Origin of the sequence: Acidaminococcus sp. CAG:542 (assembly GCF_000437815.1) — a bacterium.
GTDB lineage: Bacteria > Bacillota > Negativicutes > Acidaminococcales > Acidaminococcaceae > Acidaminococcus.
On the sequence record NZ_FR902058.1, the window covers coordinates 1 to 9,704 of the forward strand.

Consider the following 9,704-nt stretch of genomic DNA (forward strand, 5'->3'; position numbering starts at 1 on the left):
TGATTGATCGCGTTCCTTTCGTAAAAAGGGGGTGTTGCGCAGGCAACACCCCCTTTATTTTCCTTCCAAAATTTCCAGCAGCCCCGGATCATCCAAGGCCATGCCGGCCCCCCGGGCCACACATTCCCTGGGATGGGCCGCCACCCGGGTCCTTACGTGAGTCCCGGCTTCGATGCACTCATCCAGCCCTTCCAGCAGGGCGCCCCCGCCGGTAAGGACGATGCCTTCTTCCAGCAGGTCCGCTGCCAGTTCCGGCGGTGTCTTTTCCAGCACCTGATGGATGCAGGACAAAATGGCGGTGAGGGGTTCCTCCAGTCCGGCCACCGTATCCTGGGAGGACAGGCGCAGGCTGGTGGGCAGGCCGGTAATGTTGTCCCGGCCCCGGATGATCTTGGTGCTCCGGCGTCCCCGCCGGCTCACGGTACCGATTTCCAGCTTGATTTCTTCCGCCAGGGGCCGTTCAATCTGGATGTTCAGCCGGTCCCGGAGATGACGGATCAGCCCTTCGTTGAAGGCCTCCCCTCCCATCCGGAGTGAGGCTGCCTGGATGATCCGTCCCATGCTCATCACCGCTGCACTGGTGGTACCGCTGCCGATATCCACCACCATCCGGCCTCTGGGTTCCTGGATGGGAAGCCCGGCCCCCAGGGCTGCCGCCAGAGGTCCCTCGATCAGATAAGTCCGGGCGGCTCCCGCTAAAAGAGCCGCTTCCGTCACCGCCCGCCGTTCCACCCCGGTGACTCCCGTGGGCACACAGACCATGACTCTGGGCTTGAAGAACAGATTCTTCCCCACCACCCGGTCCAACACTGTTTCCAGAAGGCCTACGGAAGCGTCGAAATCTGCAATGACCCCGTTTTCCAAGGGCCAGACCACTTCCCACTGGCCCTGGCCGTTCATTTCCCGGGCCCGGGAACCGATGGCACCCGTCTTCCCGGTAGCTGGATCGATGGCCACCACCGTAGGCTCTTCCAGCACGATCCCCCGATTTTTCATGAACACCCGGGTGGAGGAAGTCCCCAGGTCGATGCCCACGTCCACCGGATTGAACAGCCGGGCGAACAGGCTTTTTTCAGTGTGCTTCATGGCGCATCAGCCAACCCGCTGGATGTCGGCTCCCAGTCCGGTCAGCTTGTCCACCAGGTTTTCGTAGCCCCGGTCGATGTGGTAGATATCGGTGATTTCCGTCACCCCGTCTGCCACCAGACCGGCCAGCACCATGGCTGCACCGGCCCGCAGGTCCGTAGCCCGTACCTGGCAGCCGTACAGTTTGGGAACCCCTTCCACAATGGCGGCCCGGCCGCCGTTGGTCCGGATATTGGCCCCCATCCGCAGCAGTTCATCCACATGCATGAACCGGTTCTCGAACACGGTTTCCAATACAGAGCTCTGGCCTTTGGCAATGCACATCATGGCCATGACCTGGGCCTGCATGTCCGTAGGGAACCCGGGATAAGGCAGGGTCTTGATGGTAATGGGCTGGAGTTCCTTAGGTCCCACCACATGGACACTGCTGATGTCTTCTTCCACAATGGCCCCTGCTTCCCGGAGCTTGGCAATGAGCGGCTTCATGTGTTCGCAGAGCACATTGTCCACCAGGATATCCCCCTGGGTCATGGCTCCCGCCACCATATAGGTGCCGGCTTCGATCCGGTCCGGGATCACCGCGTGTTCCCCGCCTTTCATGCTTTCCACTCCGTCGATGCGGATGGCAGTGGTACCGGCGCCTCTTACCTTGCCTCCCATCACGTTGATGTAGTTGGCCAGGTCCACGATTTCCGGTTCCTGGGCCGCATTTTCAATGATGGTGGTGCCTTTGGCCATGGACGCCGCCATCATCAGGTTTTCCGTGGCTCCCACACTGGGGAAATCCAGGTAGATGGTGGTGCCCACCAGACCGTGGGGGGCAAAGGCTTCAATGTAGCCGTGGCCTTGTTCGATGGTGGCCCCCAGGGCTTCGAACCCTTTCAGATGGATATCGATGGGCCGGGTGCCGATGGCACAGCCTCCGGGCTGGGAAATCTTGGCCCGGCCGATCCGTGCCAGCAGGGATCCCATGACCAGGAAAGAGGCACGCATGGTGCTGACCAGATCATAGGGAGCTTCCCAGCCGGTAATGTTGTGGCTGTCGATTTTCAGCACATGAGGGGTGGAATGATCCACCTTCAGCCCCAGACATTCCAGTACTTTGCAGATGGTGCTTACATCCTCCAGTTCCGGAACTTCCAAAATTGTACTGCCCTCCGTCCCCAGAACGGATGCTGCAATGATGGGCAGCACTGCATTTTTGGCCCCGCTGACCCGCACAGTTCCTGTCAGCCGATGACCACCCTTTACCACCAGTTTCTCCACGCCTGATTCCACACCTTTCCTTGCCTGCAGGGAAGCCGGGCTTCCCTCTTTTTTCCTGCCTCTATTGTCGATGGATGCCCCATTGTCTGGCATGACGTTTCTGCTGATTGCTCAGCTGTTCATCCAGACGGAGTCTCATTTCATGCTTTTCCCGATACCGGGCGGCCTTTTCCCGGGCCACTTCTTCCGGATCTGCCTGGGCCAGCTGCCTTTGCTGCTGTTCCCACTGCTGTTTTTCCCGTTCCGCCTTTTCCCGCCGTTTCCGGGATGCGGCCCGTTCCTGGGCTTCCCGTTTCTGCCGGGGCGTCAATTTATGGTCATACAAGAACTGGGCCCGCCGGATCAGATACAGCGGCACCGCCACCGGCATCAGCAGAAAGGTTCCCAATACCCACAGGTTCTTGTGCTTCATGCCAATGCTGTGGCTGTCCAGAAAAACCACCCAGGTCACAAGACAGCAGACCACCAAAACAATCATATTGGACAAACCGTACGGCACCCCCCTTAATGTCTACGGAACTTCCCTTCTCTGTCCATTTTTATAACTAGATTATTATACCATAGAACGTTCTGTTTTCCATAGAGGGAAATAAAAAAAGGGGCTGTTGCATAAGCAACAGCCCCGTCAACGGTCGGTTGTCAACGGGCAAAGGAGGTGCCTACTGGCACCCCCTTTAAAAATTCCTCGTATGGGTCCGCAGCCGATCCGCCAGGATGTTGTAGTAGACTTCTTTTTCCTGGATGGTCTTTCGTAGCTTGCGGATCTGTTCTTCGTCTGTTGCGGCTTCCAGCCGTTCATTGAGCTCGACCAGTTCCAGCCGCAGCTGCCCCATTTTACTGGCAGCCATTTTGCTGATAAAGTCCACAGCGGATCCCCCCTCTGCCTGCTGCAGTGACTTTGTGCTACAGGATCATTCTCCTTCTACGGGATAGGGCTGTACCTTTCCCACCAGGGATGCCGTCCTGAGCCGGGCTTCCGCCCGCCGCAGGATCTTCTCCGTATGGGCCACGTCGGTAAGCGCGTCGGGATGGTCCAGTCTGGCCTGGGCCTCGTCCCGGATCTGCTGATATTTGGCCACATCGATTTTCTCTGCTCTTTGGGCTCTGGGCGTCAGGATCACAACCTGGTTGTCATTGACCTCTGCGAATCCCCCTTCCACATAGACCAGGATCACCTGATTGTCTTTATCCTGCAGTTTCAGTGCACCTTCCCCCAAGACTGCAATCATGGGGCCATGGTTGGCCAGGATGCCAACTCCCCCATTGACTGTATTCAACAAGACATAGGAAATATCCTCCCTTTTCACCAAAATTTTTTCCGGTGTGAGGACTTCCAGTTTCATTAACCTGGCCATGATCATGCGCCTTTCAGTTTCTTGCCCTTGGCCACGGCTTCATCAATGGACCCTACCATGTAGAAGGCGCTTTCCGGCAGATCGTCGTGTTTGCCTTCCAGGATTTCCTTGAAGCCCCGGATGGTTTCGGACAGGGGAACGTATTTCCCCGGCTGGCCGGTGAACTGCTGGGCCACGAAGAAGGGCTGGCTCAGGAACCGCTGGACCTTCCGGGCCCGGGATACGGTGAGTTTGTCCTGTTCGTTCAGTTCTTCCATCCCCAGGATGGCGATGATGTCCTGGAGTTCCTTGTACCGCTGGAGGATTTTCTGGACTCCCCGGGCCACTTCATAGTGTTCCTGGCCGATGACCAGAGGATCCAGGATCCGGCTGGTGGAAGAAAGGGGATCCACTGCCGGGTAAATGCCCAGTTCCACGATTTCACGGCTGAGCACCGTGGTGGCGTCCAGATGAGCGAAGGTGGCGGCAGGTGCCGGGTCAGTCAGGTCGTCGGCAGGCACATAGACGGCCTGGACGGAGGTGATGGAGCCGCTCCGGGTGGAGGTGATCCGCTCTTCCAGGGCACCCATTTCGTTGGCCAGGGTGGGCTGGTACCCTACGGCGGAAGGCATACGGCCCAGCAGGGCGGAGACTTCAGACCCGGCCTGGATGAACCGGAAGATGTTGTCGATGAACAGCAGTACATCCTGGCCTCCCACATCCCGGAAATATTCCGCCATGGTAAGACCGGTGAGCCCCACCCGCATACGGGCTCCCGGGGGTTCGTTCATCTGTCCGTACACCAGGGCCGTTTTGTCGATGACCCCGGATTCCTTCATTTCTCCCCACAGGTCATTCCCTTCCCGGGTCCGTTCCCCGACCCCGGAAAATACGGAATAGCCCCCGTGGTTGGTGGCCACATTGTGGATCAGTTCCATGATCAGCACGGTTTTGCCTACGCCGGCCCCGCCGAACAGACCGATCTTGCCCCCCAGAGAATACGGGGCGATCAGGTCCACCACCTTGATGCCGGTTTCCATGATCTTGGTTTCCGTGGCCTGGTCCGCCAAAGCCGGAGCCGGCCGGTGGATGGGCCAGTGGTCCGCTGCCTGGACCGGGGTGGGATCATCATCCACGGTTTCTCCCAGGACGTTGAACACCCGGCCCAGACAGCCCTTGCCTACCGGGACCGTAATGGGTTTCCCCGTATCCCTGGCTTCCATGTTCCGGGTAACCCCGTCGGTGGAACTCATGGCTACGGTACGGACCACATCATCCCCGATGTGCTGGACCACTTCCGCGGTAAGATGCACATGGATATTTTTCGATGCCTGGGCATCGATGACGATTGCATTGTAAATGGCCGGCAGTTCCTTATCCGGGAACCGGATATCCACCACCGGGCCCATGACCTGGACCACTCTGCCCACATGGCCCCGCTGTTTGGCGGAGAGATGGGCAACGGCCCTGTCGATTGCTTGTTTCTGCTCTTCCGACACGATGGGTGCCTCCCTTATTTCAGCGCTTCCGCGCCGCTGACGATTTCATTGATTTCCGTGGTGATGCTGGCCTGCCGCACCTTCTGGTAATAGACCTGGAGCTTGCCCAACAGGTTCTGGGCATTGTCCGTGGCCGTGCTCATGGCCGTCATCCGGGAAGCCAGTTCACAGGCGGAGCTTTGGATCAGCGCCGTGAAAATCTGGCTGCGCAGATAATACCGGGCCAGGTAGGGCAGCATCTGGGCCGGTTCCGGTTCGAAGATCAGGGTGGGATAATCGGTGGGATCATCGTCCTCCCAGACTTCCTGGGCCTGTACCTCCAGGCTGTCCTTGGCCTTGGGCTGGACCGGCAGCAGCTGCACGGTTTTGGGGATCTGGATCATGGCAGATTTGAAATAGGTGAAGATCACGTCCACTTCGTCCACTTCTCCGTGGATGAACATGGATTCCACCGTGTCTGCAATGTCTTCCGCCGCCTCAAAGGTGGGCTTTTCGGAAAATCCGCTCCAGCTTTTGGCAATGTGGTAGCCCCAGTGGTTCAGCCCGATCTTCATCTGCTTCCCCACCGCCAGGAGAGGAGAATCCTCCCGGCCCCGGAGCTCCACTCCGGCGTATTTCACCACGTTGTTGTTGTAGGGGCCTGCCAGCCCCTTGTCGGAGCCCATGATTACATAGGCGGTCCGGTACACCGGCCGTTTTTCCAGCAGGGGATTGGATTTCATGTCCAGATGGGCCATCACCGAAGGATCGCTGACGGCTTCCTGGAGCAGGCTCTTGAGTTTCTCCGCATAGGGAAGGCTGGCGTCAGCCCGCTGCTGGGCCTGATGCATCCGGGCAGAGGCCACCATCTGCATGGCCCCGGTGATCTTGCTGATGCTGCCGACGGTTTTCATATGGGCACGGATGCCGCTGGTATTTGCCATCAGGGATCACCTGCCTTACATGCCGTCTGCGCTGCCGGGCGCAAACATTTTGCCAAAGTCATCCAGGGCGTCGTCCAGCTGGGCCTTCAGTTCATCAGTGAATTTCTGTTCTTTTTCCAGGGTGGTGAGGATGATGGAACAGTGGTTGTTCAGATACCCCAGCATCTCATGTTCATACCGGGTCACATCCTCCACCGGGATCTCATCCAGGAACCCGTTGTTCACAGCGTAAAGGGAAATAACTTCCTGGGCCATGGACAGGGGCTGGTACTGACCCTGTTTCAGCATTTCCGTCACCCGGGCGCCCCGGTCCAGCTGGGCCTTGGTTTCCCGGTCCAGATCGGAACCGAACTGGGCGAAAGCCGCCAGTTCCCGGTACTGGGCCAGAGACAGCCGCAGGGTGCCGGCCACGGATTTCATGGCCTTGGTCTGGGCTGCGCCCCCTACCCGGGATACGGACAGCCCGGAGTTCAGGGCCGGCCGGACACCGGAGTTGAACAGGTCCGTTTCCAGATAGATCTGGCCGTCGGTGATGGAAATCACGTTGGTGGGAATGTACCCGCTCACGTCCCCGGCCTGGGTTTCAATAATGGGCAGAGCGGTCATGGAGCCGCCGCCGTGTCTGGCATTCCGGCGGCAGGCCCGTTCCAGCAGCCGGGAATGGAGGTAGAACACGTCCCCAGGGTAGGCTTCCCGTCCCGGCGGACGGCGGAGCAGCAGACTCATGGCCCGGTAGGCCACCGCGTGCTTGCTCAGGTCGTCATAGACGATCAGTACATCTTTGCCCTGGTCCATGAAATATTCCCCCACAGCCGCCCCGGCATAGGGAGCCAGGTACTGCATGGGGGCCGTATCCGCGGCGGTGGCCGCCACGATCATGGTATAATCCGATGCCCCGTACTGTTCAAAGGTATGGAACAGACGGGCCACGGAAGAGGCCTTCTGGCCGATGGCCACATAGATGCAGATCACACCCTTCCCCTTCTGGTTCAGGATGGTATCCACCGCAATGGCGGTTTTCCCGGTGCCCCGGTCCCCGATGATCAGTTCCCGCTGGCCCCGGCCAATGGGCACCAGGGCATCCACGGCCTTGAGGCCGGTCTGGAGGGGCACATCCACCGGCTGCCGGGCGGCAATGCCCGGTGCCTGGTGTTCGATGGGATAATGGGCGTAGGTCTTGATGGCCCCTTTCCCGTCCAGGGGCTGGCCCAGAGGGTTCACGATCCGGCCCAGCATGGCTTCCCCTACGGGGATTTCCATGATTTCACCGGTACGCCGGACCAGGTCCCCTTCCTTGATTTCCGTGGCGCCGCCCAGAAGGACGATCCCCACTTCCTTTTCCCGGAGGTTCTGGACCATGCCGTACACCCCGTCATGGAGGGCAACCAGTTCCCCGCTCATGGCACCGCCCAGCCCGGAGGCCGTGCAGATGCCGTCACCGACTTTTTCCACCACGCCGATTTCTTCCAGGTCCACGTCGTCCTTAAAGGACTGGACCCCCTGGGTCAGGGCCTGGGTGATGTTCTGGGTATGGTCCAGATCCTGGTCGCTGAGATGGATTTCCTTCATCAGGGCATCCATCTTTTCCAGCTGCCGTTTCATGGTGGCATCAAAGATATGGTCGCCGTACTGGATCAGTACGCCGCCCACCAGCCGGGCATCCACTTTCTGTTCCTGGAGCCGGACCGGTTTTCCGAATTTCTCTGCCAGAAGCTCCTGGAGCAGCTGGGCTTCTTCCGGAGCCAGAGGCTGGGCCGTGGTCACCGTCAGGGAGAGGAGAGACTCTCCTGCAAAAAGAGCCTGGTCGTCCTCGGTGAGGGTCAGCCGGTCCAGGATCTGTTTCCACAGAGCTTCCTTGTTTTTACTGTTCATAGGTTGATACTGCCTCCACAGTTCCTCTGAAGGGACTTTTATTTTTTCTGTTCTGCCAGGGTTTCATCGGTAATCCGGGTGATCCGCTGCTGGTCTTCTGCAGAATCCAGCTTTTCCTGGAGAACCCGGCCTGCGATTTCCGTGCTCAGGGCGATGATCTGCTCCCGCACGTCCAGCAGTGCTTTCTTCCGTTCCATTTCCACAGCCTGCCGTCCGGAAGTGAGCAGTTCTTCCCGTTCCTTCTGGGCGTTGGCCATGGCTTCATCATGGAGCTGCTGGGCCATGGCGTTGGCCTTGGACACAATGTCGTTGGCTTCCTTCTTGGCGTTCTGCAGCTGCTGCACATATTCCTGCTTCAGGGCTTCCGCCTCTTTCCGGGCATGATCCGCCTGGTCCATATCCTTGACGATCTTGGTCCGGCGGTCATCCATGGCCTTCAGCAGGGGTTTGTAGGCAAATTTGGCCAGGACCCACAGCAGGATGATGAAGTTCACCACCTGGGCCACCAGCGTATAATTGATACTTACCATTCCCTATCGCTTCCTTTCTCCCCAAAGGGGTGCATGCCTCTTATTTTACAAAGGGGTTGGCAAACACCAGCACAATGGCGATAACGGAGGCGATGATGGGGATGGATTCCACCAGGCCGATGGCGATCAGCATGTTCACCTGGAAGCTGCCTGCCTGTTCCGGCTGACGGGCCATGCATTCCAGAGCCTTGGAAGCCACGGTGGAGTCCCCTTTGGTGGCCCCCAGGGAAGCCCCTACGCCAATGATTGCTGCTCCCAGGATGGAAGCCACGATGATCAGGGTATTGTTGTCTATCATTTTTTTACATCCTTTCTGTTTTCCAGATTCTTATTTTTTGGAATGGACCTGTTTGAAGATCGGCGCCAGGGCGATCACCGTCAGCATGGTAAAGATAAAGGCCTGGAGGAAACCGATGACCAGACTGAATCCGATCCACAGGTTGGGCACCACCCAGGGTACCAGCATGTACAGCACGGCCAGGAGGATTTCCCCGGCCAGGATATTCCCGAAAAGACGCAAGGCCATGGTCAGGGGCTTGGCCAGCTCCTCGATGATATTCAGAGGGAGCATCAGGGCAAAGGGTGTCACCAGATGCTTGAAATAGCTGGGCCCCTGCTGGATGATCCCGATGATGTAGGTGGCCACAGCCACGGTAATGGACAGCCCCAGGGCCACGTTAATGTCATTGGTGGGCGAAGAGAGATGGACCCCCAGGGAAGGCATCAGGCCCAGTTCGTTCCCCACAAAGATGTACAGGAACAGGGTCAGGATGAAGGGCGTGGCCATCCGACGGCCTTCCACCCCCAGGTTGGCATCCATCAGTTTTTCCAGCCACTCCACGATCATTTCCACCAGGTTCTGGATTCCATAGGGAATCTCCTGCACCCGCCGGGTAGCGGCAAAGACGATGGCTGCCACAATCAGCATGGTAAGCCAGGACATATAGATGGTCTGCATGTTCAGGGTGACCCCCGGCAGGACCTGTGTGGTCCCGTAGTGGATGACTTCTGAACCGGCAGCTTCTGCAATTCCCATAGACTTATCACTTCCTTTGTATTATTTCTTGTTTTTTATAGGAAACTCTGACAATTCAGGGTTTCCGGCATCCGGGCCGGCTGCGGGCCAGCTGGATGATCAAACCAAGATTCAGGATCAGGAAACCGGAAAGGACCAGCACCGGCTGCCATTTTCCC

11 protein-coding genes are annotated in these 9,704 nt (G+C 58.4%); all 11 read right to left on the minus strand.

The genetic code is table 11. The features are described from left to right. Positions 1 to 54 precede the first annotated feature (54 nt). The 11 genes from QVO43_RS04460 to atpB all read right to left on the minus strand — a co-directional run bounded on the left by QVO43_RS04460 (position 55) and on the right by atpB (position 9,546). Entirely contained in the window at positions 55 to 1,086 is a 1,032-nt protein-coding gene (locus tag QVO43_RS04460) for a rod shape-determining protein (RefSeq protein ID WP_022487384.1), read from the minus strand. 6 nt (positions 1,087 to 1,092) lie between these two features. Next, a complete protein-coding gene (gene murA, locus QVO43_RS04465; protein ID WP_279127828.1) occupies positions 1,093 to 2,352 on the minus strand; it encodes a UDP-N-acetylglucosamine 1-carboxyvinyltransferase in 1,260 nt (419 codons plus the stop codon). Positions 2,353 to 2,413: 61 nt separating this feature from the next. Continuing rightward, positions 2,414 to 2,839 (minus strand): hypothetical protein, encoded by a 426-nt coding sequence (locus tag QVO43_RS04470; protein WP_154487800.1) that lies wholly within the window; start codon positions 2,837 to 2,839, stop codon positions 2,414 to 2,416. 187 nt (positions 2,840 to 3,026) lie between these two features. Continuing rightward, on the minus strand, positions 3,027 to 3,218 hold the full coding sequence (locus QVO43_RS04475) for a hypothetical protein (protein WP_012939048.1): 192 nt from the start codon (positions 3,216 to 3,218) through the stop codon (positions 3,027 to 3,029). 45 nt (positions 3,219 to 3,263) lie between these two features. Beyond that, positions 3,264 to 3,713 carry an ATP synthase F1 subunit epsilon gene (gene atpC / locus QVO43_RS04480; protein ID WP_022487387.1) on the minus strand — a complete coding sequence of 150 codons (450 nt, stop codon included), beginning with the start codon at positions 3,711 to 3,713 and terminating at the stop codon, positions 3,264 to 3,266. Beyond that, on the minus strand, positions 3,710 to 5,161 hold the full coding sequence (gene atpD / locus QVO43_RS04485; protein WP_347567404.1) for a F0F1 ATP synthase subunit beta: 1,452 nt from the start codon (positions 5,159 to 5,161) through the stop codon (positions 3,710 to 3,712). The genes atpC and atpD overlap by 4 nt, the downstream gene beginning before the upstream one ends. Positions 5,162 to 5,199: 38 nt before the next feature. Further along, the gene (gene atpG / locus QVO43_RS04490; protein WP_022487389.1) at positions 5,200 to 6,108 is read right to left on the minus strand and encodes an ATP synthase F1 subunit gamma; all 909 of its coding nucleotides are present in this window, start codon (positions 6,106 to 6,108) and stop codon (positions 5,200 to 5,202) included. A 15-nt stretch (positions 6,109 to 6,123) separates the two neighbouring features. Continuing rightward, positions 6,124 to 7,980, minus strand: coding sequence for a F0F1 ATP synthase subunit alpha (atpA, locus tag QVO43_RS04495; protein ID WP_022487390.1), 1,857 nt, complete (start codon positions 7,978 to 7,980; stop codon positions 6,124 to 6,126). Between the two features lie 38 nt (positions 7,981 to 8,018). Next, positions 8,019 to 8,510, minus strand: a complete 492-nt coding sequence (gene atpF, locus QVO43_RS04500; protein ID WP_022487391.1) for a F0F1 ATP synthase subunit B — start codon at positions 8,508 to 8,510, stop codon at positions 8,019 to 8,021. A 40-nt stretch (positions 8,511 to 8,550) separates the two neighbouring features. Then, entirely contained in the window at positions 8,551 to 8,808 is a 258-nt protein-coding gene (atpE, locus tag QVO43_RS04505) for an ATP synthase F0 subunit C (protein WP_022487392.1), read from the minus strand. 30 nt (positions 8,809 to 8,838) lie between these two features. Continuing rightward, a complete protein-coding gene (gene atpB, locus QVO43_RS04510; RefSeq protein ID WP_022487393.1) occupies positions 8,839 to 9,546 on the minus strand; it encodes a F0F1 ATP synthase subunit A in 708 nt (235 codons plus the stop codon). Positions 9,547 to 9,704: the final 158 nt, after the last annotated feature.

Excerpts from the sequence above, each read along its gene's own strand:
- QVO43_RS04460 (WP_022487384.1), bottom strand. The coding sequence starts at position 1,086 with ATGAAGCACACTGAAAAAAGCCTGTTCGCCCGGCTGTTCAATCCGGTG.
- atpC (WP_022487387.1), bottom strand. The coding sequence starts at position 3,713 with ATGATCATGGCCAGGTTAATGAAACTGGAAGTCCTCACACCGGAAAAA.
- atpG (WP_022487389.1), bottom strand. The coding sequence starts at position 6,108 with ATGGCAAATACCAGCGGCATCCGTGCCCATATGAAAACCGTCGGCAGC.
- atpA (WP_022487390.1), bottom strand. The coding sequence starts at position 7,980 with ATGAACAGTAAAAACAAGGAAGCTCTGTGGAAACAGATCCTGGACCGG.
- atpF (WP_022487391.1), bottom strand. The coding sequence starts at position 8,510 with ATGGTAAGTATCAATTATACGCTGGTGGCCCAGGTGGTGAACTTCATC.
- atpE (WP_022487392.1), bottom strand. The coding sequence starts at position 8,808 with ATGATAGACAACAATACCCTGATCATCGTGGCTTCCATCCTGGGAGCA.
- atpB (WP_022487393.1), bottom strand. The coding sequence starts at position 9,546 with ATGGGAATTGCAGAAGCTGCCGGTTCAGAAGTCATCCACTACGGGACC.